The sequence below is a fragment of the Solimonas fluminis genome (assembly GCF_002930645.1).
Classification (GTDB): domain Bacteria; phylum Pseudomonadota; class Gammaproteobacteria; order Nevskiales; family Nevskiaceae; genus Solimonas_A; species Solimonas_A fluminis.
The window spans coordinates 653,131-676,595 of sequence record NZ_PSNW01000001.1 but is presented as its reverse complement, the minus strand read 5'-3'; the positions used below and the strand labels follow the sequence as shown (position 1 = coordinate 676,595).

The following is a 23,465-nucleotide window of genomic DNA, read 5'->3' as shown; positions in this document are numbered from 1 at the left end:
TGGAGCAAGATGGACATGACGACGATGATCGGAAAGCTGGGCTGCGGCTTGCTGCTGTCGGCAGCCTTGCTGTCGGGCTGCGGCCGCAGCGATACGACGGTGGCGCCGGTGCCGCAGAACAGCGGCGAAACGCAGACCCCGCAGGAACAGTACCCGCTGCTCGGCGGGGCCCGCGGGGGAAATGCCTGGGCGAACTTCTGCAAGGACAAGGACGATGCCGCGGCACTGCCGCGCGACCCGCGCGAGCTGCTGGTGCCTGGCGTCAACCAGGGCAAGGCCGTGGCCTTCAACGCGTACTGGCGCGACTGCGGCAACGCCGTCGCGCGCCCGAAGACCTGCGGGGAACTGCGCCGGCAGGCGGAGCTCGGCCGCTTCGTCGCGCACGGGCAGGGCGAGCCCGGCACGCCGCTGAGCTTCGCCGGCGGCCAGCAGGACCCCGCCGGCGTCGAGGCCGAAGCCTACAACCGGCTCTGGGAGGTCTGGGGGCTGCCGGGCCGGCCGGACAATTTCGACGAACTGGTGGCGCAGCGCCACGGCTCGCCGCTGTCGCCCTACCGCAACCCGTATCCGCTGCCGGGCGAGGATCCGAACCAGACCGACGGCGGCTCCGGCCAGTTGCCCCTGGCCTATACGCAGATCCGCAAGGCCGATGGTACCTGGACGGGCAAGATCGGCACCAAGGTCTGCGTGGCCTGCCACAACGGCCAGATCGACAGCGACAAGGGCGGGGCGGACCTCGGCCCGCAGCTGGCCGGCGCCGGCAGCATCGGCGATTTCGCGGTGGGCGGATACGACCTGGGCCAGGCCAGCGGCGGCTTCTCGCTCAACAGCGCCATCAACCTGATCACCATCTCGACCAATCGCGGCAGCGGCGCCATCGACTTCTTCCAGCTGGCCTTCGTGCTGTTCAGCCGCGGTGACCCGCAGCTGCTGCTGAATCCCAAGATCCTGTTCAGCCAGGCCATCGGCAACATCAAGAGCCCGCCCTGGTGGAACCTCGCCTACCGCGCGCAGAAGTTCCATGGCGCGATCCTGCCCACCGACTCTTCGCGCATCGACCTGGCCGCGTACTACGACCTGGCAGCCAGCCTGAGCGGCCGTGACGACGAGGCGCTGGCCTGGAACGACGCGCATTCCGGACCCTTCCAGGTCTGGGCGGAGACGCAGGCGCCGCCACGCTACCCGGGCGCGATCGATACGAAGCTGGCCGAAGCCGGCGCCATCCTGTTCCACGCCAAGGACCTGTGGGGCCGCGGCCTGGACAACCCGGCACCGCGTCCGGCCGAGGGCAACGGCTCCTGCGCCAGCTGCCATGGCGCCTACTCGCCGCGCTTCATCCACGACCCGGCCTACCTGGAGACGCCGGAGCTGGGCGGGCTGGCCGCCTACGTGGTGCCGATGTCGGTAGTGCGCACCGATCCGGTCTATGCCGACGCCATGCAGAGCCTGCGCAGCATCGACGGCGACTTCCCCGAGGCCACCAAGAAGCAGAACTTCCTCTACTGCGGCAGCGGTGCCTACGGCGAGACGGACAACAAGACGCCGGTGCTGCTGGCCCCGCCGCTGTGGGGAACCTGGGCCGCGGCGCCCTACCTGCACAATGCCTCGGTCCCCAACATCTGGGGCGTGCTGGACCCGGACAGCGAGCGGCCGGACATCTGGCGGCGTGTGTCCACGCCGGCACGCGAGGACCAGAAGGGCCTGGTGGTGATGGGCTACGACACGAACTTCGAGCGGGCCTACGACAGCGCCAGGCTCGGCTGGAAGTACGAGGCGCTGCGCTGCGGCGACGACGGCACCAGCCCCTACCGGGTCTGCAGCCCGGGAGAGGAGGAGCGCCCCTCCACGGCGCAGAACGCCATCAATCTGCTGTACGAGCAGATCGGCCTGCTCTGGAACCTGCCTCGCTTCGAGGGCCTGCGCATGAACCAGCAGGACATCGAGAACCGCAAGATCTACAACACCCATCTCTACAGCCAGGGCAACCAGGGCCACGACTTCACGCGGGTGCTGACCGATACGGAGCGCCGCGCGCTGATCGAGTACCTCAAGACCCTGTGAACCTGCCGATTCTTCGTCGCAAATGGGCGCCGTCCGTTACCGAGGCGCCCTCTTTTAACGGACCTTCCAGATGACGATCCTTTCCCGCCGCCCCCTGATGACAGACGACCTGCCGGCCCTGGTGAGCGGCCGGCTTCGCGAAGCCGGCGAGGGCTACCCCAGCCTTGCGCGCATGGCGGCCTGCCTGTGCATGTCGCCGCGCACCCTCAAGCGGCGCCTGCGCGCCCATGGCGTGCGCTTCCGCCAGCTGCTGGACGGCGTGCGTTTCCGCGAGTCCGCGCAGCTGCTCGAGCAGTCCGATCTGACGGTGGAGCAGATTGCGCTGCGCCTGGGCTACAGCAGCCCGGCGAACTTCTCGCGCGCCTTCCGCCGCTGGTCGGGTCATGCACCCGGCGCCTACCGGCGCACCGAGGCACTGCGCGGCTGGAGTCCCGCCCCGACACCTTCGATGGGCGGACAGCATGCGGGCCCGTCTGATTCATTCGAGGCCATTCGTGCCGGCCTGAATTGACAGGAGCCGGCAAGTGATTATCTTGACAGATGTCAAATAGAAGAATGATCCGCCGCCAGCGGCCTTACGGGGCGGCGGGGTGGCGCAACCAGGAGCCGCGCGGCGAACGATTCGGCGTCGTGCGGGGACTGATACAAGGCTGCAAAACATCAATTACCGGCCGCCGCCATCGCAGGGCAGGACCGGTTCGTTCGGAGGGGAGACTCCACATGCAGGCAAGGCGGCATGGCTGGGCGCGCATCGCGCTGGCGCTGGTTCTCGGGGGCGCGGCTTCGGCAGTACAGGCGCTCAGTTTCGAGATGCCGGGTTTCGGCGAGCAGACGATCGAGGGCGTGCTCAACACCACGATCACGGCCGGTGCCGCGGTGCGCACGCAGAAGCGTTCGTCCGACCTGCTGGGCAAGAGCAACATCGACCCCCAGGCCTGCGGCCGCCTCGACGGCAAGACCTACTACCAGGGCTGCCAGGGTCTCTTCCGCACGCAGACTTTCCCGGCGGAGCGCCTCGGCGAGGTGCCGGGCCAATACACGATGAACGCCGACGACGGCAACTGGAACTACGACAAGGGCGACCTGGCACAGGCGCCGCTGAAGGTCACGCAGGACCTGACGCTGTCGATGGGAGACTTCGGCATCTTCGTGAAGGGCCTGTACTTCTACGACTTCGTCAACAACGACTTTACCGAATACCACCCCAACCGCATCACCTCGGAGAACCTCAACGAGGTGGGCAACGTCTCGACCGTCGGCACGGAACTGGTGCCGCTGCCGCTGCCGACGCTGGGCGTGCGCAGCGACTCGCGCCCCTGCGGCTCGCGCGATCCGGACAACAACCCGCTGACGCCCTGCGGCATCGTCTACGGTCCGGGCGGCGTGGTGCGCAACCAGCGCTCCGACGGCGAAACCCTGCGCCAGATCGGCGCCGACCTGCAGTTGCTGGATGCCTACTTCTACGGCCAGTTGCCGCTGTGGGGCGACAAGAACCTGACCTTCAAGATCGGCCGGCAGAACGTCAACTGGGGTGAGTCCACCGCCCTGGTGTTCGATTCCATCAACACGGTCAACCCGGTCAACGCCAACAACTTCTTCCGCGTCGGCGCGCAGATCGAGGAAGTGTTCCAGCCGGTGGGCATGGTGTTCCTGTCGATGGAACCCTTCGACAACGCCACGCTGGAAGGCTTCTACCAGTACGAGTGGCTGGCCACCGAGGCACCCGCGCCGGGATCGTTCTACTCCTTCCTGGACATCGGCAGCTACAACGCCGTGGACAACATCAATCTCAGCTTCGGCTACTCGGCCGAGGACCCGCAGGGCCTGGGCTTCCTGCTCGACAACCCCCTGTCGGGCGTCACCAACACCGCGTCCACCGGCTTCCGCCTGAGGGACAAGGAGCCGGACGGCGGCGGCCAGTACGGCATCGCGCTGAAGTATTACGCCGAGTGGCTCAACGACGGCACCGAGCTGGGCGTCTATTTCACCAACACCCATGCCCGCAATCCCTACCTGAGCATGTACTCGGTGACCCAGGGCTGCGGCAAGAACACCACCAGCACGGTGGCCTACCTGCTGGCCTGCTTCGACCAGCCGCTGGGTCACGCGCTGCTGTCGCCCAACGATCCGGAAGGCTCGACCGACGACGCCACCAACTTCGACACGCTGCGCGTACAGCTCGAGTACCCGGAAGACATCAAGATGTTCGGCCTGTCGTTCAATACCACGGCCGGCGAATTCTCGCTGCAGGGCGAGGTGGCCTACCGCCCCGACATGCCGATGCAGGTGGACGTGGAGGACCTGGCCTTCGCCGGCTTCGGGCCGACGCTGTCCAACTGCCACCTCCCCACCGCGGGCTGCAACGGCAGCGGCGACCTCACGGGCCTGGCCACGGGCCTGCTGCCGGAGCCGGTCGGAAGCCTGGTGTCCGGCCTGGTCAGCGGCCTGCTGGCCCTGCCGTCCCTGGCCTTGCCGCCCGGCCTTGACATCTACGACCTGCTCGGCGGTATCGGCACCTATCGCGATCCGGCGTCCTGCTCCCAGGTGGCCGGAGGCATCATCACGGTGCCGGGAACCAATACCTGCCTCTATCCGGGCAGCGACTTCGTGGTCGATGCCAACGGCACGCCCGGCGCCTTCAAGGATTCCTACGACCTGGTGATCGGCCACATGGTCGGCTCGGGCCGTTCCTTCCCGTCGTTCATCATCCCGTACCGCGGCGGCGTGGTCGGCACCAATCCGGGCAACAGCTACATCCGCGGCTGGGAGAAGTTCGACAGCTACCAGTTCAACCTTGGAGGCACCTACGTGGCCGGCGCCACGCAGAACCCGATCGGCGCCGACCAGGTGATCCTGCTGTTCGAAACCGGCGCCACCTGGGTGCCGGACATGCCGGACTACGACGTGCTGCAGCTGGAAGCACCCGGCACCTATCTGCATGCCAGCGCCGGTGCCGACGGCTCGGGCGCGGACCGTTCGCGGCAGGCCTGCTCCACCAACGAGGCCTGCTCCTACGGTCCGGACGGCCTGCGCTTCAATCCGCACCAGCAGGACCGCGATGGCTACGCCGACAAATTCTCCTGGGGCTACGTACTGATCAGCCAGATCAGCTACGAGTCGGTGCTGCCCGGCATCAGCGTGCGCCCCTTCATCATCTGGAAGCATGACGTGAAGGGAACGGCGCCGGGACTGGTCGGCAACTTCGTGGAAGGCCGCAAGACCGCCAACCTGATGATCGAGACACGCTACAAGTCCAGCTTCTCGGTCAGCCTGGGCTACACCTGGTTCACCGGCGGCGGTTCCTACAACCTGAACCGCGACCGCGACAACCTGCAGGCCTTCTTCAAGGTGCAGTTCTAGCAGGGGGCGGGGATGAGCATCCGGATCGCGATGATGGGCGCTGGCCTGGCACTGGCCCTGGCGCAGGCGCCGGCCCTGGCCAAGGTCACGGCCAAGGAAGCGGCCGAGCTCGGCAAGTCGCTGACGCCCGTGGGCGCCGAGAAGGCCGCCAACAAGGACAGCAGCATCCCGGAATGGACGCCGGCGCCCCGGCACGGCTCGCTCAAGGGCGAGTACCCGTCCGATCCGGAGATCGACGGCGACAAGCCGCTGTACACCATCACCAAGGCCAACCTGCCGCAGTACGCGGACAAGCTCAGCGAGGGCCACAAGCGCCTGCTGTCGACCTACGACAGCTACAAGATGAACGTCTACCCGAGCCGGCGCCGGGTGTCGTTCCCGGACTTCATCTACAAGTCGACCATCGCCAACGCCATCACCTGCGAACTGGCGGGCATCGACAATCCGGACAACTGCCGGCAGGGCTTCACCTTCCCGATCCCGAAGAGCGGCGCGGAGATCATGTGGAACCACCGCGTGCGCTGGCGCGGCGATGGCGCGCGGCGCTACAACAACCAGATGATCGTGCAGCAGACCGGCGAGTACCAGCTCACCAAGATCATCGAAGAGGTGAATTTCTACTACGCCACCACCATCGACCCGGTGCCCCTGACCCGCAGCAGCGGCCTGTTCCTCAAGTACTTCTCGCGTACCGTCGAGCCGCCGCGCCTGGCCGGCACGATGATCCTGGTCCACGAGAAGGCCGGCTCCGGTAGCGAGGGCCGCGCCGCCTGGCTCTACTCCCCGGGCCTCAAGCGCATCCGCCGTGCCCCGACGGTCTGCTGCGACAACCCGTACGAAGGCACCGACGGCCACCAGTTCTACGACCAGGTGGACATGTTCAACGGCGTGCTGGAACGCTATGACTGGAAGCTGGTCGGCAAGAAGGAACTGATCATCCCCTACAACTCCAACCGCATCGGCAGTCCGGCGGTGAAGTTCAAGGCGATGGCGCGGCCGCGGCATCTCAACCAGGACCTGCCGCGCTACGAGCTGCATCGCGTGTGGGTGGTGGAGGCCAGCATCCGGCCGGGCACCAACCATACCTTCAACAAGCGCCGGCTCTACCTGGACGAGGACAGCTGGTACCCGGCGCAGATCGACAACTACGACAATCGCGGCGGCCTCTACCAGTTCCAGGAAGGGCATACGGTATTCGCGCCCAGCGTGCAGTCCGTCGGCGGCATTCCCGAGGTGATCTACCACTTCACCTCCGGCCGCTACTTCCTCACGGCCATGGCCAACGAGGACAAGCCCAACGATTTCACGGCCCGCTTTCCGGACGACTACTTCGAAGCGGCCGCGGTACAGAAGCGTTCGCTGAAATAGGCTCACAGGTAAACGATCCATGCCGTACTTCCAGGCCCGCGATGGCGCGCGGCTGCACTACCTCGACATCGGCCGCGGCCCGGCCTGCGTGATGCTGCATGCCTTTGGCATGCGCGCCGCCATGTGGCTGCCCTTCGTGCTGCCCTTCGCCGCGCGGCGGCGCTTCGTGATGCTCGACTTCCGCGGCTTCGGCGGCTCCCGTGGCGTGAAGCCCAGCAGCGCGGATGCCCTGCGGCAGAACGCCGACGACGTGCATGACCTGCTGCAGCACCTGCGGCTGGAGCGTCCACGCATGGTCGGCTTCTCCATCGGCGCGGCCAGCGGCCTGGAGTACCAGCGGCGCTACGGCTTCGACCGGATCTCCGCCTACCTGCACGTGGACCAGACGCCCTGCATCGCCAACGGCGAAGGCTGGAGCTGGGGGCTGATGGGGGTGGACAATGCCCAGGCCTTCGAACGGGCCCGGGAACTGATCGCCGCCTTCGAACCCGTCGACCGCGACATGCCGTTCCATCGGCTGCCGCCGGCCCTGCAGCAGCAGTTCTGGTCGTGGTTCGGGGAGTTCTTCGAGAACTGCATCGGCCAGCCGCTGCTCAAGCTCGTGTTCCGCGCGGCGGGCGGGAGCCGGCCGGGAAGCCACCTGCTGCGCGCCGACGACTGGCCGATCTACCTGGCCTGCGTGCGTGCCTTCGTGGAGCAGGATTACGATTTCCGCGAGTCGCTGCGCCGCGTCCGCATCCCGTTCTGGGTCCTGGTCGGCCGCCGGTCCGCCGTGTTTCCGCCCGAGGGGCAGCGCCGCATCGCCCGCTACGTGCCGGATGCACGGGTGATCGAATTCCGCTACTGCGGCCATATCGTCCCCGTGGAGGCGCCGGGGCGTTTCCTCTACACCCTGGGACGGTTCCTCTCGGCGCCGCTGGCGCCGCCGCGGATCGCCGTCCAGCCGGAGGCCGCATGAGCCTGCAGGCCCGTTTCGAGGCCCTGGCCTCCCGCCAGGGCAAGACCGGCCTGGAGGAGCTCGATGCACTGTTCGATGCCCTGCCGGACGTCGCCGAGGACTTCATGCTGGGCGAATGGGATGGCGGCGTGTTCGACACCGGCCATCCCGGCGAGGGCCAGCTCGAGGCCCTGCGCTGGGTCGGCAAGACCTTCCGCGGCAGCAACGATGTCTCGCCGATCGTCTCGCGCGGCCCCGACGGTGGCCGCGTCGTCAACCCCATCATGGGCACGGCCTCGCTGCGCCGCGTCGAGTACCGCGGCGTGGTCACCGCCACGATGTGCTACGACCAGCACCCGGTGTTCGACCACTTCCGCCGGGTGGACGAGCGCACCGTGCTGGGCGTGATGGACCGCAAGGGGGATTCGATGCCCCTGTACTTCTACCTCCGGCGCTGCTGAAGCGCCCCCGCCAGAGATTCACGATGACCGCTGCACAGAGTCCCTTCCTCCAGAACGTCCCCTCCATGGTGCCCCGCAGCCTGTTCACCGCCGAGCACGAGGAGTTCCGCCGCAGCGTGCGGCGCTTCATCGCCGAGGAGATCAGCCCGAACCATGAGCGCTGGGAGGAGCAGCAGCACGTCGATCGCGCGCTGTGGAACAAGGCGGGCGAGATGGGCCTGCTGAGCCTGACCGTACCCGAGCAATACGGCGGGATCGGCGCCGACCGTCTCTACAGCGTGGTCTATCTCGAGGAGCTGCTGTACGCCGGAGCCTCCGGCATCGGCTGGCCGGTGCACTCCGACATCGTCGCTCCCTATGTGCTGAACCACGGCACCGAGGAGCAGAAGCGCCATTGGCTGCCGAAGCTGGTGTCGGGCGAGGCGGTGGGCGCCATCGCCATGACCGAGCCCGGCACCGGCTCCGACCTGCAGGGCATGAAGATGCGCGCCGTCGAGGACGGCGACGACCTGGTGCTCAACGGCACCAAGACCTTCATCACCAACGGCTTCCTCTGCGACATGGTGATCGTGGCCGTGAAGATGGGCGAGGGTGACGAGGGCGGCAAGAGCGTCAGCCTGGTGATCGTCGAGGCCGACCGTCCGGGCTTTGCCAAGGCCAAGCCGCTGAAGAAGGTGGGCATGAAGGCGCAGGATACCTGCGAGCTGTTCTTCAACAACGTGCGCATCCCCAAGTCCAACATCCTGGGCGGGGAGAAGGCCATCGGGCAGGGCTTCATCATGCTGATGAAGGAACTGGCCTGGGAGCGCATGGTGATCGCCGTGATGTCCGTGGCCGGCGCCCGCGCCGCCTTCGAGAGCACGGTGAAATACACCAAGGGTCGCAAGGCCTTCGGCAAGCCGGTGGCCAGCTTCCAGAACACCAAGTTCAAGCTCGCCGAGATGCGCGCCGAGATCGAGATCGCCCAGGTCTACGTGGACCGCTGCATCGAGCTGGTGCTGCAGCGCAAGCTCAGCCCGGAGGCGGCCGCAGCGGCCAAGTACTGGTGTTCCGACATGATGAACAAGGTCATCGACGAGTGCGTGCAGCTGCACGGCGGCTACGGCTACATGCTGGAGTATCCGGTGGCCCGCGCCTGGGTGGATGCACGCGTGATGCGGATTTTTGGCGGCACCAACGAGATCATGAAGGAGCTGATTTCGCGGTCCCTGTAGCGTCGTCGTGCCGGCGAAAGCCGGCATCCGGTCTCCGGCAGCAATGGCCACATGGCGATTGGATACCGGCTTTCGCCGGCATGACGAAGCGGTTGTAACGGTCCTCGTTGCCGGATGGTTTGCCGGGGGGCAGCCATCCGGTTTTTTTAACGTTGTCAGGAAGGGTGCTTTCTGGTGCTGCGGCGCCTTAGTATCCGTCCCGTTCACCCCGAGTAGCGTCGCGAAGCGTCGCGTATCAGGAGCCTCCAAAGGGTGGCTCGATACGCACGCTCGCTACGCTCACGAGGCTACTCGCCATGAACGGGTCGTTCTGGCGCATATCCCAGAGAACCGGACACCAGCCCACGAAACCATGGACTTCTCCCTCAGCCCCGACCTGCAGGCCCTGCAGCAGAAGACCCGCGATTTCATCGCGCAGCAGGTCATCCCCTACGAGCGCGATCCGCGCCAGACCCCGCACGGCCCCGGCGAGGCGCTGCGGCAGGAACTGGTGGCCCTGGCGCGCGGCACCGGCCTGCTGACGCCGCATGCCTCGCCGGAGTTCGGAGGGCTGGGCCTGTCGCATGTCGCCAAGGCGGTGGTGTTCGAGGAAGCCGGATATTCGCCGCTGGGCCCGGTGGCGCTGAACATCCACGCGCCGGACGAGGGCAACATCCACCTGATGGAGATCGTGGCGACGCCGGAGCAGAAGGAGCGCTGGCTGCGTCCGCTGGCCGAGGGATGCACGCGTTCCTGCTTCGCCATGACGGAGCCAGCGCCCGGTGCCGGCTCGGACCCCTCCATGCTGCAGACCACGGCGGTTCGAGACGGCGACCACTACGTCATCAACGGCACCAAGTGGCTCATCACGGGTGCCGAGGGCGCCCGCTTCGCCATCATCATGGCCAGGATGGAAGACGGTTCCGCCACCATGTTCCTGTCGGACATGGACCGGCCGGAGATTCGCCTGGAGCGGCTGATGGATTCGCTGGACTCCTGCTTCACCGGCGGCCACGGCGTGCTGCACTTCGAGAACCTGCGCGTGCCGGCAGCGGACGTCCTGGGTGAGATCGGCAAGGGCTTCCGCTACGCCCAGGTACGCCTGGCGCCCGCGCGGCTGACGCACTGCATGCGCTGGCTGGGCGCCGCGCGCCGTGCCCACGACACCGCGCTGGCCTATGCCCGGCAGCGCCAGGCCTTCGGCAAGCGCCTGGGCGAGCACGAGGGCGTGGGCTTCATGCTGGCGGACAACGCCATGGACCTGCACAACACGCGCCTGGCGATATGGCACTGCGCCTGGGTGCTGGACCAGGGGCACTCCGGCAACCGCGAGTCGAGCATGACCAAGGTCACGGCCTCCGAGGCGGCCTGGCGCATCGTCGACCGCTCGGTGCAGATCCTCGGCGGACGCGGCGTCACCGGCGAGGCCATCGTGGAGCGCATCTTCCGCGACCTGCGTGCCTTCCGCATCTACGACGGCCCCTCGGAAGTCCACCGCTGGAGCCTGGCCAGCAAGCTGCTGGAAGGAAAGATCTCATGAGCCCCGAACTGTTCTCGCTGAAGGGGCGTCACGCCCTGGTGACCGGAGCTTCCAGCGGCTTCGGCCAGCACTTCGCCCGCGTGCTCGCGCGCGCCGGTGCAGAGGTCGCGGTGGCGGCACGCCGGGCCGATCGCCTCTCGACGCTGGTGGAGCAGATCGTGGCGGAGGGCGGCAGTGCCCGGGCGCTTTCCATGGACGTGACTGCGCGCGACAGCGTCCAGGCCGCCTTCGACGAACTGGCCGCACGCTGGGGCGCCCCGGACATCGTCGTCAACAATGCCGGCGTGGGCGCCAAGGCCCGCGCCCTGGACTGCGACGACGCGGAATGGACGTCCGTGCTCGACACCAACCTGCGCGGCGCCTGGATCGTGGCGCAGGAGGCGGCGCGGCGCATGGTGGCCGCCCAGCGCGGGGGCAGCATCATCAACGTCACCTCGATCCTGGCCAGCCGCGTCGGCGTTGCCCTGGCTCCGTACTGCGCGTCCAAGGCTGGCCTGGCGCACCTGACGCGGGCCCTGGCGCTGGAATGGGCCCGGCATGGCATCCGCGTCAACAGCATTGCTCCCGGCTACTTCTCCACCGAGATCAATGCGGACTACCTCGCCAGCGAGGGCGGCGAGAAGCTGCGGGCGAGGGTGCCCTTCCGCCGCTTCGGCCAGTATCCGGACCTCGACGGTCCCCTGCTGCTGCTGGCCTCCGATGCCGGCCGCTACATGAGCGGCGCCGAGATCGTGGTGGACGGCGCCCATTCCTGTGCCTCGGTCTAGGCGGCGCCGGCCGCTTCCCCCCCATCGCAGGATGCTTCCCCACCAACGCTTGGGCGGCTGAGCGGAACCTGGCGGATCCCCGCCAGTCCAAGCGGCATCCCCCGACGCTGGAGGGCCTGCCCTTGAAACCCGCCATCATCCTGCTGGCCGCCGCCGCGGCCCTGTCCGCCTGCCAGCGCGGCAGCGGCGAGAATTCGCCGCCGGTGGACAGCGCCCCCGAGCCGGCTGCCGTGGCCCCGGAGCCGCCGAAGCAGGAGGAAACGGTGGGATTCCGGGGCTTTGGCCCGGCTCATTTCGGCGACGGCGAGGCCGCCGTGCGCCTGGCCTGGGGGCGGCCGCTGAAGGCGGCCGGCAGCGAGCCGGGAAGCTGCCTGCAGCTCTTTCCCGACCCGGCGCCGGCCCGGGGGTTCGGCACTTCGTTCATGCTGGTCGAGGGCCGCTTTGCGCGCTTCGACGTGGACGAGGCGCTGTTCCCCGCGCCCGGAGGCGGGCGTGTCGGCAGCAGCGCGCAGGAGTTGCAGCAGCACTATGGCGGCCGCATCGAGGAGGTCCCGCACAAGTACGTGGCCGGCGCGAAGTACTACATCGTCCGCGCGCCGGAGGGCGGCGAGGCCCGGCTGATCTTCGAGGTTTCGCCGGAGGGCCGGGTGCAGCGCTGGCGCATCGGCCTGCCGCCGGCGGTGGATTACGTGGAGGGCTGTTCCTGAGGCGCCAGCCGGGCGCGGGTCTCGTCCCATAGCCGCCGCGAGACCGCGGCGTCGTGGCTGTCGGCGCTGGCCCGTGCCACGCGGCAGCTGCGGTAGTAGGCGCCCCCCACGGCCTCCGGCGCGGTGGCGCAGACCAGCGTGGTCTGCGCACCTTCCTCCGGTGTCAGCAGGAAGATCGCTTCCATCGGCGCAAAGAAGCGCCGCACCGCCTCCAGCAGCGGATTGCCGCTCAAGCCCTTGTCGGCGATGTTGGTGAACACCGCACCCGGGTGCAGGCTGAAGGCCTTGAGGCCCTGCGGGCCGTAGCGCCGCTGCAGTTCCTGCGTCGCATGCACCAGGGCCAGCTTGGAATTGCCGTAGGCCACCCAGGAGTTGTAGGCGGGACCGCCGCCGAACAGGCCGGCATTGCTGCCGCGCGCATGCAGCATCGACACCACGTTGACCACGCGGGCCTCGCCTTGCGTGGCGGCCGTGCGCAGCAGCAGCGGCAGCAGGCGCAAGGTCAGCTGCATCGTGCCGAGGTAGTTCGTGCGCCAGTGGATCTCGTGGCCGTCCACCAGCTTCGGCTCCTTCCATTGCGACAGCAGGTCCAGGTGGATGCCGGCGTTGTTGATCAGGCCGTCGAGGCGGCCATAGGCGATGACGAAGTCCGCCAGCCGGTCCACCGAGCTGGCATACGCCAGGTCCAGCGCGAGCGGCTCCACCGTGCCGCTGCCCGGCGGGAGCGCCGCGCGCAACGCCTGTGCCGCGGCATCCGGCTGGCTGCGCGTGGTGACGAGCACGGTCGCGCCCCAGGCGGCCAGCGCCCGGGCGGTTTCGAAGCCGATGGAGCCCGGTGCGATGCCGGTGACGAGATAGACGCGACCCTTCAGGTCACGAGGCTGCGCGCCGGCCGCCCCGAACAGGCGGCGGCAGGCGCGGCCCAGCGCCGCCGTGTAGCGGCGCAGGGCCATCTCAGGCGGAAGCCTTCAGCAGGCCCCGCTCGCGGGCCATGGTGATGGCGGTGTCCTCGATCATGTCCTCCTGTCCGCCGACCATCTTCTGGCGGCCGAGCTCCAGCAGGATCTCGCGGGCCGGGACGCCGTACTTGGCCTCGGCGCGGCGGGCGAACAGCAGGAAGCTGGAGTACACGCCGGCATAGCCCAGCGTCAGCGAGTTGCGGTCGATGCGCACCGGGAAGTCCATGATCGGCGTGACCAGGTCCTCGGCCACGTCGGAGATCTTGAACACATCCACCCCGGTCTGGATGCCCATGCGGTTGCACACCGCCACGAACACCTCCATCGGCGTGTTGCCGGCGCCGGCGCCCATGCCGCCGCAGGCGCAGTCGATGCGCCGCGCGCCGGCCGCCACCGCCGCGATCGAGTTGGCCACGCCCATCGACAGGTTGTGGTGGCCGTGGAAGCCGATCTCGGTCTCCGGCTTGAGCTTCTCGCGCGCCAGAGCGATGCGGGCGGTGACGTCCTCCGGCAGCATGTAGCCGGCCGAGTCGGTCAGGTAGATGCAGTTGGCGCCGTAGCTTTCCATCAGCAGCGCCTGCTCGATCAGCTTCTCCGGCTCGATCATGTGGGCCATCATCAGGAAGCCCACCGTGTCCAGGCCCATCTTGCGGCCCAGGCTGATGTGCTGCTCGGAGACGTCGGCCTCGGTGCAGTGGGTGGCCACGCGGATCGTGGTGACGCCGCAGTCGGCCGCCATCTTCAGGTGGTCCACGGTGCCGATGCCCGGCAGCAGCAGGGCCGATACCTTGGCCTGCTTCATCAGCGGGATCACCGCGCGCAGGTACTGCTCGTCGGTGGCGGCCGGGAAGCCGTAGTTCACCGAGGCGCCGCCCAGGCCGTCGCCGTGGGTGACCTCGATCAGCGGACAGCCCGCCTGGTCCAGGCCCTGGGCGATGGTCTTCATCTGCTCGATGGTGATCTGGTGACGCTTGGGGTGCATGCCGTCGCGCAGCGACATGTCATGGACCTTGATCTGGATGCCCTTGAGATGGCTCATGGTTCTGTTCCTCAGGCGGCTTCGAGCGTCAGGCGCCCGGCCAGGATTTCTTCGGCGAACATCTCGGCGGTGCGGGTGGCCGAGGCGGTCATGATGTCGAGGTTGCCGGCGTACTTGGGCAGGAAGTCGCCCAGGCCTTCGACCTGCATGAAGCTGGTGACGCGGTGGCCGTCGAACACCGGGCCGTTGACCAGGCGGTAGCCCGGCACGTACTTCTGCACCTCGGCCACCATGTCGCGCACCGATTCCTCGATCTGCTTCTGCTTCGGCTCGTCCACGGTCAGGCAGTGGATGGTGTCGCGCATGATCATCGGCGGCTCGGCCGGGTTGATCACGATGATGGCCTTGCCTTCGTCGGCGCCGCCGATCCGGGATACCGCGCCGGCCGTGGTGCGGGTGAATTCGTCGATGTTCTTGCGCGTGCCGGGACCCACGGACTTGCTGGACACGGTGGCGATGATCTCGGCGTAGCGGACTTTCTGCACCCGCGAGACGGCGTATACCATCGGGATCGTGGCCTGGCCGCCGCAGGTGACCATGTTGACGTTCATCTCGCGCTTGCCGGCGTGCTCCTTGAGGTTGATCGGCGGCACGCAGTAGGGGCCGATGGCCGCCGGCGTCAGGTCGATCATCATCACGCCGAGCTTGTTCAGCTTGTCGGAGTTGTCCTTGTGCACGTAGGCGGACGTGGCGTCGAAGGCGATCTGCACGCCGTCGGCCTTGACGTGGGCCAGCATGCCGTCCACGCCCTGGTCGGTGGTCTTCAGCCCGTGCTCGCGCGCACGCGCCAGGCCCTCGGAGGTCGGGTCCACGCCCACCATCCATACCGGCTCCAGCACCGGCGACCGCTTCAGCTTGTACAGCAGGTCGGTGCCGATGTTGCCCGGACCGATGATGGCGCACTTGATCTTCTTCATGGGGTCTTCCGAATCAGGCCTCGAATCCGATCGAGGCGGTACCGATGCCGGCGATGCTCATCTCGAAACGGTCGCCCGGCGACGCCGGCAGCAGCGGCGCGAGCGAACCGGAGAGGATGACTTCACCGGCCAGAAAGGGGATGCCGTAGCGGCCCAGCGTGTTCGCCAGCCAGGCGACCGCGGTAGCCGGATGGCCCTGCACGGCCGCGCCGACGCCGGAGGCGACGTGCTGGCCGTTCTTGTGGATTTCCATGGTCGCCGCGGCCAGGTCCAGCGAGCGCGGGTCGATCCGGGCATCGCCCACCACGAACACGCCGCAGGAGGCATTGTCGGCCACGGTGTCCTGGATCTTGATCTTCCAGTCGCGGATGCGGGAATCCACGATCTCGAAGCAGGGCGCCACGTATTCGGTGGCGTCCAGCACCTGCTCCTCGGTGATGCCGGGGCCCTTGAGGTCCTTCTTCAGGACGAAGGCGATCTCGCCCTCGGCGCGCGGCTGGATCAGGCCGCTGCCCGCGATGCTCACCGTGCTGCCGTTGGCCACGTGCATGCGGTCGGTGAGGAAGCCGAAGTCCGGCTGGTGCACGCCGAGCATGTCCTGCACCGGCTTGCTGGTCACGCCGATCTTCTTGCCGATGACGCGCTCGCCCTCGGCCTCGCGGCGCGACAGGAAGCGCAGCGAGATGCGGTAGGCGTCCTCGATGTCGATGCCGGCCTCGCGGTTGGTCAGCGGCTCCAGGACGGAGCGCGAGCGCAGCGCCGCGAACAGTTCGTCGCCCAGGGCAATGATTCTTTGGTCTGTGAGGCTCATGGGGATATCAGTGGCCTTCAGGGCCGCTCGCCCTTCGGCAGGCTCGGCACGAACGGCTCGGAGAGGGCGTGGGTCGGATCAGCCATGCTTCAGGAAGTCCAGCACCGTGCGGTTGAACAGCCCGCGATGCTCGATCATGACCCAGTGGCCGCACTGCGGCACCAGCACCATGCGGCCGTGCCTGAGGCCCTTGGCCAGGCGCATGATCCCGCTGTCCGGCATCATGTTCTCGTTGAGTCCCCAGAGCGTCAGCACCGGGCAACCGATCTCGCCCAGGCGCTCGGTCATCACCGGCACCTTCAGCGTCTTGATGACCTGCGGGTTCTGCAGCTTGGCCATCTCGGCGCGCTCGTGCACCAGGTCGTCGGTGACCACGGCCGGGTCCACCACGAAGGCCTTGATGAAGAAATCCTTCATCGCTTCCTCGGTCACCGGCTTGCCGGAACCGTAGAGCGCGAACATGGCCTTCATGCCCGGCATTTCCAGGTAGTCCGGCAGCTCGTTGAGGCCGCCCGGTGCCATCAGCACCAGCTTCTCGACGCTGGCCGGGTGCTCCAGCGCGAAACCCAGCGCCACGGCGCCGCCCAGGGAGTTGCCCACCAGCGTGGCCTTCTGCACGCCCAGGGCGTCCAGGGTCTGCTTGAGGCAGTCCACGAAGAAGGACAGGGGGTATTCCACGTCCGCCGGCTTGTCGGAGTAGCCGAAGCCGATCAGGTCGGGCACGAGGCAGCGGTAGCCGGCCTGGGCCAGGTCCGGGTAGTTGCCCTTGAAGTTGCTGTAGCCGCTGGCGCCGTTGCCGGAGCCGTGCAGGAACACCACGACCGGACCCTGGCCCTGGTCCTGGTAGTGGATGCGGTAGCCGTTCTTGAGGGTGACGTACTGACCCTCGGGCACGGGTTTGCTGGTCATGGGAGCGGACTTTCCGGCGGGCATGGTTTTCTGCACGCGAATGGTCCTCCTCCGCGCCGGGCGCTGCTTCATCCTTTTGGAGTAAAGCTCCGCCCCCCGCAATCGCCTAGGATGATGGCCGGAAAGGACTTTTTCGGGAGCGGGGCGTGCAGCAGGGCAGGGTCGTACTGGTTACCGGGGGCGCCAAGGGCGTCGGGCGCGGCATCACCGAGCGTTTCCTGGCCACGGGGGCGCGGGTGGTGATCTGCGGCCGCGAGGCTCCGGGGGCGCTGCCGCAGGTGAACGGCAACACGGCCGAATTCGTCGCCTGCGACGTGCGCAACCGCGAGGCCGTGGACGCCCTGTTCGCCGGCATCGCGGAGAAGCACGGCCGCCTCGACGTGCTGGTCAACAATGCCGGCGGCGCGCCCTTCGCGATGGCCGACAAGGCCTCGCCGCGATTCCACGAGTCGATCATCGCGCTGAACCTGCTGGCGCCGTTCCATTTCGCGCAGAAGGCCAATGCCCTGATGCAGGGGCAGGCCGGCGGCGGCGTCATCGTCAATGTCGCCAGCGTTTCCGCCATCCGCCCCTCGCCCGGCACCGCGGCCTACGGCGCCGCCAAGGCGGGCCTCCTCAGCCTCACCGCTTCGCTGGCGGTGGAGTGGGCGCCCAAGGTGCGCGTGGTCGCGGTGAGCCCGGGCATGGTCCGCACCGAGCAGTCCGACCTGCACTACGGCGACGAGGCCGGCATCGCGGCGGTGGCCCGTACGGTGCCGATGGCGCGCCTGGCCGATCCCGCCGACATCGGCAACGCCTGTGTCTGGCTGTCTTCGCCGGAGGCCTCGTACGCCTCGGGCACCAACCTCGTGCTGCACGGCGGCGGCGAGCGGCCGGCCTTCCTGGATGCGGCGCAGGTGAATAAGGATAAATGAATAAAAACTAGCGCCTCCTCCAGCGCCGATGGTTAAGATTTCCGCTCGTGCTGAGCCTGTCGAAGTACGGGCGGGAATCAGGTAGCCAGGTGTCGGGCGGTCCGTTCACCCTTCGACAAGCTCAGGGCGAACGGAGGAGGACTTGGATTGCGAAGGGGGAGAGAGGATGCGTCGCTTGCTATGCCTGGGACTGCTGCTGGCCTTGAGTGCCTGCGGGCGCAGTGACGAGACCACGGGTTCGGCGAACCCGCCGCCCGCCAGCGCCAAGTGCCGCCACTACAACGAGCAGCGCCAGCCCTTCTTCGGCGACCTGCACGTCCACACCAAGTATTCGCTGGACGCCAACACGCAAGGCACCGTGATCGGTCCGCACGAGGCCTACCGCTTCGCGCAGGGCGAGGAACTGGGCATCCAGCCCTACAACGCCGAGGGCCAGCCGCTGCGCAGCACGAAGCTGTCGCGCCCGCTGGACTTTGCCGCCGTCACCGATCATGCCGAGCTGTTCGGCGAGACCGAGATCTGCACCAACCCCGAGCTCGAGGGCTACAACTCCCTGGAGTGCCGCTTCTATCGCGCCGCGCCGCCGCAGGCCTTCATCGTGTTCAACCTGCTCGGCCCCGGCCTGTTCGGCCTGCCCTCGGGCGATGGCGAGATCATCCCGCGCCTGCCGTTCTGCGGGCTGGGCGGCGAGCGCTGCATCGAGGCCGCCAAGACCCCCTGGCGCGACATCCAGCTCGCCGCCGAGGCCTACCTGGACCGCAGCCCGGAGTGCCACTTCACCACCTTCGTCGGCTATGAATGGACCGGTGCGCCGCTGTCCAACAACCTGCACCGCAACGTGCTGTTCGAAACCGAGGTCGTGCCGGAGATCCCGCCGAGCTACCTGGAGACGCCGGAGCCCGAGCTGCTGTGGGAGGCGCTGGCCGAGCAGTGCCGCGGCGACCAGGGCTGCAACGTGCTGACCATCCCGCACAACTCCAACCTCAGCGGCGGCCTGATGTTCCGCGGCAAGGACCGCCGTGGCCGCGACTTCACCGAGGAGTATGCCCTGGCGCGGCAGCTCAACGAGCCGCTGGCCGAGATCTACCAGCACAAGGGGCAGTCGGAATGCCTGGGCACCACCGGTGCCGGCCTGTCCGACGAGGAATGCGGCTTCGAGCTGATTCCCTACCGCAACTTCATCGGCAGCCAGATCAGCCCCGCCGCCAGCGGCGCGCCGCTGGAGCGCGACTACCTGCGCGATGCGCTGAAGGAAGGCCTGCGCTACGAGCAGGAGATTGGCGCCAACCCCTTCAAGTACGGCTTCGTCGGCAGCTCCGACACGCACCTCGGCACGCCGGGCCGCGTGCAGGAGCAGGACTACCCGGGCCACGGCGGCGCCGGCGCCAGCGCGAGAGACGAGCTGCCGCCGGGCCTCACCGACCGCATCGAGAACAGCCCCGGCGGCCTGGCGGTGCTGTGGGCAGAGGAGAACACTCGCAGCTCGCTGTTCTCCGCCATGCGCCGGCGCGAAGCCTATGCCACCAGCGGTACGCGGCCGGTGGTGCGCTTCTATGGCGGCTGGAATCTCCCCGAGGGCCTCTGCGGCAGCCGCAATTTCGCCTCCGAGGGCTACCGCAACGGCGTGCCGATGGGCGGCGACCTGCCGGCGCAGCCGGCCAGCGGCCTGAAGCCGCGCTTCGCCGTGTCCGCGCTGCGCGATCCGGGGGCCGGCGGCGAACCGGTAGAGCCGCTGCAGCATATCCAGATCGTCAAGGGCTGGATCGAGAACGGCGAAAAGCGCGAAGCGGTCTACGAGATCGCCGGCAACAAGGACAATGGCGCCTCGGTGGACACCGACACCTGCCAGACCTCCGGCGACGGCTACGCCAGCCTCTGCGGCGTCTGGGAGGATCCGGACTTCGACCCGGCGCAGAACGCGTTCTACTACGCCCGCGTACTGGAGAACCCGAGCTGCCGCTGGTCCACGCGCCAGTGCGTGGCGGCGGGCGTGAGCTGCGCCGATCCGGACGCCGTGCCCGAGGCCTTCGCCGACTGCTGCAATGCCGACTACCCCAAGACGGTGCAGGAGCGGGCCTGGACTTCGCCGATCTGGTACCGGGCGGCGCGTTGAGCGACGATGTCAGTGGAGTCCATCAGCAGACCGTTCATGCCGAGCAGCCTCGTGAGCGTCGCGAGCGTGCGTATCGAGGCACGTACTGCACGCAGCTGGATACGCGACGCTTCGCGGCGCGACTCGGTGTGAACGGTCCGTGAAAGCTTCCCGCCTCTTCCGCCAGCCCCTGCTGCACTTCCTGCTCCTTGGCGCCTTGCTGCACCTGGCCCAGGCCTGGGTGCCGCCGCCCACCGAACCCATCCGCGTCAGCGCCGCCGACATCGAGCGGCTGCGCCAGGACTGGCGCCGCGACACCGGGCGTGCGCCGGATGCGGCGCAGCTGCAGGCCAGCTACCGCCGCTGGCTGGAGGACGAGGCCCTGCTGCGCGAGGCGCTGCGCCTGGGGCTGGACCAGCGCGATCCGGTGGCGCAGCGGCGCCTGCTGATGAACCTGCGCTTCGCCTACCCGGAGTCGAAGCTCGACGATGCCGCGCTGCTGCGCGAGGCCGAGGCCCTGGAGATGCGCCAGAGCGACCTGGTGGCGCGTCGCCGCCTGATCCAGGCGATGGAGCAGCGGCTGCTGGCGGAGGCCGCGCCCAGCGAGGGCGAACTGCGCGACTACGTCGCCGCGCACCCGGAGCGCTACGGCGCCCCGGAGCGCTACAGCTTCGAGCAGGTGTTCCTGGATGCCAGGCGCCCGCCCGGCGAGGCGCAGCGCCAACTGGCCGCCCTGCGTGCGGGAGCGGCGCCCGGCGGCGACGCCTTCCTGCTCGGAGCGCAGTTCCGCGCGCTGACGCAGGAGGAGATCGCGCGCCAGCTCGGCCGGCCGCTGGCCGCGGCGGTGGCTGCTGCGGCCCCCGGCGAGTGGACCGGACCGGTGGCCTCCCCGTACGGCCTGCACTTGCTGCGCCTGCAGGCACGCGAGGCGGGAGCCGCGCCGGACTTCGCTGCGGTCCGCCGCCAGGCGGCCTATGCCCTGCTGGCGGAGCGCCAGGCCCGGCAGCTCGCCGAAGCCCGGGCGAGGCTGCTGCAGCGTTATCGCATCGACGCGGAGTCCGGCATCGAGCCGGTCGCATCATGAGGCGCGCGCTCGCCGTGCTGCTGTGGCTGTGCTGCGGGCTGGCGCAGGCCCACCCGCTGGCGCCGGCACTGCTGCAGCTGCGCGAGGCCGGCGATGGCCGCGTCGAGCTGCTGTGGCGCGCCTCGATCCTGCAGGCGGTGGGCGTGGAACCTCAGCTTCCGGCCGACTGCGCGCGCCTGGAGGAGCCGCGCATCGAGCGCGACGACCGCGGCGCCTATACCGCGCGGTGGACCGTCCGCTGCCCCGGCGGGCTGACCGGCCGCAGCCTGTCGGTGCCGCAACTCGATCGCGCCGGCATCAACGTCATCCTGCGCGTCGAGCGTGCCGACGGCTCGGTGGCCAAGACCCTGCTCGACGCCACGCGGCCGGGCTACACCGTGCCGCCGCCGGAGGCCGTGCCGGCGGTCTTTCCGGCCTACCTGCACCTGGGCATGGAACACCTGCTGTTCGGGTTCGATCATGTGCTGTTCGTGACCGCGCTGGTGCTGCTGGTGCGGCGCCTGAAGCCGTTGCTGGTCACCGTCACCGCGTTCACGCTGGGGCACAGCATCACGCTGGGGCTGGCGGTGCTGGGCTTCGTCCACGTGGACCCCGGCCTGACCGAGCTGGGCATTGCCCTGAGCATCCTGCTGCTGGCCTGCGAGCTGGCTCGCCCGGCGGATCGCCCGCCGACCCTGCTGGCCCGCCGTCCGGCCCTGATGGCGGCGAGCTTCGGACTGCTGCACGGCCTGGGCTTCGCCGGGGCGCTGTCCGAGGTGGGGTTGCCGCAGGGCGAGATTCCGCTGGCCCTGTTCGCCTTCAACCTCGGCATCGAGCTGGGGCAGGTCCTGCTGGTGGTCGTCCTGCTGGTTCTTGGGCTGGCCTGGCGGCGCCTGCCGGTGGTCGCCCAGGGACCCTTGCCGCGCCTGCTGCCGGTGTACCTCATCGGCGCCCTGGCGGCCTACTGGTGCCTGGACCGGGTGTCCGGGATCGGGCTCTAGAAAGCAAAATCCCTCTCCCGCGGCGGCAGGAGAGGGACGTGGCATTCCTTGCTGGCGGCGGGGCTTACGGCAGCCCGATCACGCCCTGCACGGCCTGGATGATCAGGGTCCACCAGCCGGCTACGAACAGGCCGGAGAGCATCAGCTCTCCGCGGCGGCTGCGGGCCTTGAGCTCGCCGATGGCCAGGGGCTTGGCGCGGTCCAGCAGGCCGAGGGCGAAATTGGCCGGCATCAGGATGATGATCTGGGCCAGCGTGGACAGGATCGGGTTCATGGCGGTTCCTTTGCCGGGAGGCGTGGTTTTCTCCTCCCTTGCTGCCTATTCAACGGCAGCAAGGCGCCGGAATTCAGTCGGCAAAACCTACTGGTTCGTGCCGTCATCGTTCTGGCGCTACCGCTTGTCCGCATCTGCCCGGAACGCCCTCTCCAGGGCGCCCGCGCAGCGGTCCAGCGCCTCGTCGGCGGCACCGATGGCGCCCAGCATGTTGATGAAGCCGTGGATCTGGCCCGGATAATCCAGCACCTCCACCGGTACCCCGGCCTCGCGCAGGCGGCCCGCGTAGGCCAGGCCCTCGTCGCAGAGCGGGTCGTAGCCGGCCACCAGCACGGTGGCCGGCGGCAGGTTCCTGAAATCGGCGGCGCGCAGCGGCGAGACGCGCGGATCGCCGCGCACGGCCGGATCGGGCGTGTACTGGTCGCCGAACCAGCGCATCAGTTCGGCGGTGAGGAAGTAGCCTTCGGCGCGGGTCCGGCGGGACTCCGTCTCGGCGGCGAAGTCGGTGGCCGGGTAGATCAGCAACTGGTGGCTCAGCGCGGGACCGGTGCCGCGGCAGAGTTGCGAGACCACGGCGGAAAGGTTGCCGCCGGCGCTGTCGCCGGCCACCGCCAGCCGCCCCGGATCGCCGCCGAACTCCGCGGCATGCGCATGCACCCAGCGCAGCGCCGCCAAGGCGTCCTCCACCGCGGCCGGGAAGGGCGCCTCCGGCGCGCGGCGGTAGTCCACCGAGACCACGATGCTGTCCGCGCGCCGGCACAGGCAGCGGCAGACGTTGTCGTGCGTGTCCAGCGTGCAGCCGACGAAGCCGCCGCCGTGGAAGAACAGTGTCACCGGATAGCCGCCCATTGCGCCCGGGCGGTAGATGCGCAGCCGCAGGCCGCCCCCGGGGCCGGGAATCTCCCGCTCCTCCACCGAGTGCACCGCGTCTCCGGCCGCGAACAGGCCGCTGCGGTCCATCACCGCGCGATAGCCCTCGCCGGTGAGCGTGGCGAATTCGAAGGGCCGCAGGCGCGACAGCGCCTGCAGCATGGCCTGGGCCTGGGGGTCGAGCGTCATGCGGGCTCCGGTAAGCAATGGCGGCAGCATAGC

General features: G+C 68.7%; 21 protein-coding genes. 14 read left to right on the top strand and 7 right to left on the bottom strand.

Annotated features, from left to right (window positions below):
* The first annotated feature begins 15 nt into the window (after nucleotides 1–15).
* The 10 genes from roxB to C3942_RS03080 all read left to right on the top strand — a co-directional run bounded on the left by roxB (nucleotide 16) and on the right by C3942_RS03080 (nucleotide 12,394).
* Entirely contained in the window at nucleotides 16–2,061 is a 2,046-nt protein-coding gene (roxB, locus tag C3942_RS03125; RefSeq protein ID WP_133164221.1) for a rubber dioxygenase RoxB, read from the top strand.
* 70 nt (nucleotides 2,062–2,131) lie between these two features.
* A complete protein-coding gene (locus C3942_RS03120) occupies nucleotides 2,132–2,572 on the top strand; it encodes a helix-turn-helix transcriptional regulator (RefSeq protein ID WP_104228854.1) in 441 nt (146 codons plus the stop codon).
* A 209-nt stretch (nucleotides 2,573–2,781) separates the two neighbouring features.
* Nucleotides 2,782–5,421: a DUF1302 domain-containing protein gene (locus tag C3942_RS22595; protein ID WP_243393499.1), complete on the top strand. Its 2,640-nt coding sequence runs from the start codon at nucleotides 2,782–2,784 to the stop codon at nucleotides 5,419–5,421.
* A gap of 12 nt (nucleotides 5,422–5,433) precedes the next feature.
* Nucleotides 5,434–6,789 carry a DUF1329 domain-containing protein gene (locus C3942_RS03110; protein ID WP_104228853.1) on the top strand — a complete coding sequence of 452 codons (1,356 nt, stop codon included), beginning with the start codon at nucleotides 5,434–5,436 and terminating at the stop codon, nucleotides 6,787–6,789.
* A gap of 19 nt (nucleotides 6,790–6,808) precedes the next feature.
* The gene (locus C3942_RS03105; protein ID WP_104228852.1) at nucleotides 6,809–7,747 is read left to right on the top strand and encodes an alpha/beta fold hydrolase; all 939 of its coding nucleotides are present in this window, start codon (nucleotides 6,809–6,811) and stop codon (nucleotides 7,745–7,747) included.
* Nucleotides 7,744–8,187, top strand: a complete 444-nt coding sequence (locus C3942_RS03100; protein WP_104228851.1) for a DUF4334 domain-containing protein — start codon at nucleotides 7,744–7,746, stop codon at nucleotides 8,185–8,187. The genes C3942_RS03105 and C3942_RS03100 overlap by 4 nt, the downstream gene beginning before the upstream one ends.
* 23 nt (nucleotides 8,188–8,210) lie before the next feature.
* A complete protein-coding gene (locus C3942_RS03095; RefSeq protein WP_243393498.1) occupies nucleotides 8,211–9,401 on the top strand; it encodes an acyl-CoA dehydrogenase family protein in 1,191 nt (396 codons plus the stop codon).
* 352 nt (nucleotides 9,402–9,753) lie between these two features.
* A complete protein-coding gene (locus tag C3942_RS03090; RefSeq protein ID WP_104228850.1) occupies nucleotides 9,754–10,920 on the top strand; it encodes an acyl-CoA dehydrogenase family protein in 1,167 nt (388 codons plus the stop codon).
* Nucleotides 10,917–11,687, top strand: coding sequence for an SDR family NAD(P)-dependent oxidoreductase (locus C3942_RS03085; protein WP_104228849.1), 771 nt, complete (start codon nucleotides 10,917–10,919; stop codon nucleotides 11,685–11,687). Before C3942_RS03090 ends, C3942_RS03085 begins: the two co-directional genes overlap by 4 nt.
* Before the next feature lie 122 nt (nucleotides 11,688–11,809).
* On the top strand, nucleotides 11,810–12,394 hold the full coding sequence (locus tag C3942_RS03080) for a lectin (RefSeq protein ID WP_104228848.1): 585 nt from the start codon (nucleotides 11,810–11,812) through the stop codon (nucleotides 12,392–12,394).
* On the opposite strand, the gene C3942_RS03075 is transcribed toward C3942_RS03080, so the two are convergent.
* The 5 genes from C3942_RS03075 to C3942_RS03055 form a co-directional block, all read right to left on the bottom strand.
* The gene (locus tag C3942_RS03075) at nucleotides 12,373–13,347 is read right to left on the bottom strand and encodes an SDR family NAD(P)-dependent oxidoreductase (RefSeq protein WP_104228847.1); all 975 of its coding nucleotides are present in this window, start codon (nucleotides 13,345–13,347) and stop codon (nucleotides 12,373–12,375) included. The genes C3942_RS03080 and C3942_RS03075 overlap by 22 nt on opposite strands.
* A 1-nt stretch (nucleotide 13,348) precedes the next feature.
* Nucleotides 13,349–14,392, bottom strand: coding sequence for a 4-hydroxy-2-oxovalerate aldolase (dmpG, locus tag C3942_RS03070; protein WP_104228846.1), 1,044 nt, complete (start codon nucleotides 14,390–14,392; stop codon nucleotides 13,349–13,351).
* Nucleotides 14,393–14,403: 11 nt separating this feature from the next.
* A complete protein-coding gene (locus C3942_RS03065; protein WP_104228845.1) occupies nucleotides 14,404–15,309 on the bottom strand; it encodes an acetaldehyde dehydrogenase (acetylating) in 906 nt (301 codons plus the stop codon).
* Between the two features lie 13 nt (nucleotides 15,310–15,322).
* The gene (locus C3942_RS03060) at nucleotides 15,323–16,120 is read right to left on the bottom strand and encodes a fumarylacetoacetate hydrolase family protein (RefSeq protein WP_104228844.1); all 798 of its coding nucleotides are present in this window, start codon (nucleotides 16,118–16,120) and stop codon (nucleotides 15,323–15,325) included.
* A gap of 78 nt (nucleotides 16,121–16,198) precedes the next feature.
* Nucleotides 16,199–17,029: an alpha/beta fold hydrolase gene (locus C3942_RS03055; RefSeq protein WP_165797297.1), complete on the bottom strand. Its 831-nt coding sequence runs from the start codon at nucleotides 17,027–17,029 to the stop codon at nucleotides 16,199–16,201.
* 146 nt (nucleotides 17,030–17,175) lie between these two features.
* Here C3942_RS03055 and C3942_RS03050 point away from each other — a divergent pair, with 146 nt between their 5' ends.
* The 4 genes from C3942_RS03050 to C3942_RS03035 all read left to right on the top strand — a co-directional run bounded on the left by C3942_RS03050 (nucleotide 17,176) and on the right by C3942_RS03035 (nucleotide 22,099).
* Complete coding sequence (locus tag C3942_RS03050; RefSeq protein WP_104228843.1) at nucleotides 17,176–17,943, top strand: SDR family oxidoreductase; 768 nt, start codon at nucleotides 17,176–17,178, stop codon at nucleotides 17,941–17,943.
* A 166-nt stretch (nucleotides 17,944–18,109) separates the two neighbouring features.
* Nucleotides 18,110–20,056, top strand: coding sequence for a DUF3604 domain-containing protein (locus tag C3942_RS03045; RefSeq protein WP_104228842.1), 1,947 nt, complete (start codon nucleotides 18,110–18,112; stop codon nucleotides 20,054–20,056).
* Between the two features lie 139 nt (nucleotides 20,057–20,195).
* A complete protein-coding gene (locus C3942_RS03040; RefSeq protein ID WP_104228841.1) occupies nucleotides 20,196–21,119 on the top strand; it encodes a peptidyl-prolyl cis-trans isomerase in 924 nt (307 codons plus the stop codon).
* Nucleotides 21,116–22,099, top strand: a complete 984-nt coding sequence (locus tag C3942_RS03035) for a HupE/UreJ family protein (protein WP_104228840.1) — start codon at nucleotides 21,116–21,118, stop codon at nucleotides 22,097–22,099. The genes C3942_RS03040 and C3942_RS03035 overlap by 4 nt, the downstream gene beginning before the upstream one ends.
* A gap of 64 nt (nucleotides 22,100–22,163) precedes the next feature.
* Here C3942_RS03035 and C3942_RS03030 read toward each other — a convergent pair whose 3' ends face one another.
* Together C3942_RS03030 and lipP1 are read right to left on the bottom strand one after the other, a co-directional pair.
* A complete protein-coding gene (locus C3942_RS03030) occupies nucleotides 22,164–22,373 on the bottom strand; it encodes a hypothetical protein (protein ID WP_104228839.1) in 210 nt (69 codons plus the stop codon).
* 117 nt (nucleotides 22,374–22,490) lie between these two features.
* Complete coding sequence (lipP1, locus tag C3942_RS03025; protein WP_104228838.1) at nucleotides 22,491–23,432, bottom strand: LipP1 family hormone-sensitive lipase; 942 nt, start codon at nucleotides 23,430–23,432, stop codon at nucleotides 22,491–22,493.
* Between the last annotated feature and the right edge of the window lie 33 nt (nucleotides 23,433–23,465).